The 742-nt window shown below is 50.1% G+C and carries 1 protein-coding gene; it reads left to right on the top strand.

The annotated features are described in order from the left end of the window. Positions 1–97: 97 nt before the first annotated feature. A partial coding sequence (locus K0039_RS24685) for a glucose-6-phosphate dehydrogenase (NADP(+)) (protein ID WP_500303700.1) occupies positions 98–742 on the top strand: 645 nt, incomplete at its 3' end.

Genomic DNA, 742 nt, shown 5'->3' with positions numbered 1-742 from the left:
GTTTTCGCAAGCTCGTAAAAGCAGTACAGTGCACCGTAAGAAAATTACAAGTATACCCTGGCTTAAGTACCGGGTTAGTTAACTTAAGGAGAATGACATGGCGGTAACGCAAACAGCCCAGGCCTGTGACCTGGTCATTTTCGGCGCGAAAGGCGACCTTGCGCGTCGTAAATTGCTGCCTTCCCTGTATCAACTGGAAAAAGCCGGTCAGCTCAACCCGGACACCCGGATTATCGGCGTAGGGCGTGCTGACTGGGATAAAGCGGCGTATACCAAAGTTGTCCGCGAGGCGCTCGAAACTTTCATGAAAGAAACCATTGATGAAGGTTTATGGGACACCCTGAGTGCACGTCTGGATTTTTGTAATCTCGATGTCAATGACACTGCTGCATTCAACCGTCTCGGCGCGATGCTGGATCAAAAAAATCGTATCACCATTAACTACTTTGCCATGCCGCCCAGCACTTTTGGCGCAATTTGCAAAGGGCTTGGCGAGGCAAAACTGAATGCTAAACCGGCACGCGTAGTCATGGAGAAACCGCTGGGGACGTCGCTGGCGACCTCGCAGGAAATCAATGATCAGGTTGGCGAATACTTCGAGGAGTGCCAGGTTTACCGTATCGACCACTATCTTGGTAAAGAAACGGTGCTGAACCTGTTGGCGCTGCGTTTTGCTAACTCCCTGTTTGTGAATAACTGGGACAATCGCACCATTGATCATGTTGAGATTACCGTGGCAGAA

Source organism: Terrisporobacter mayombei, assembly GCF_020748465.1.
Lineage (GTDB): Bacteria > Bacillota > Clostridia > Peptostreptococcales > Peptostreptococcaceae > Terrisporobacter > Terrisporobacter mayombei.
The sequence above is the reverse complement of the archived record's forward strand: the minus strand, read 5'-3'. Positions and strand labels throughout refer to the sequence as shown.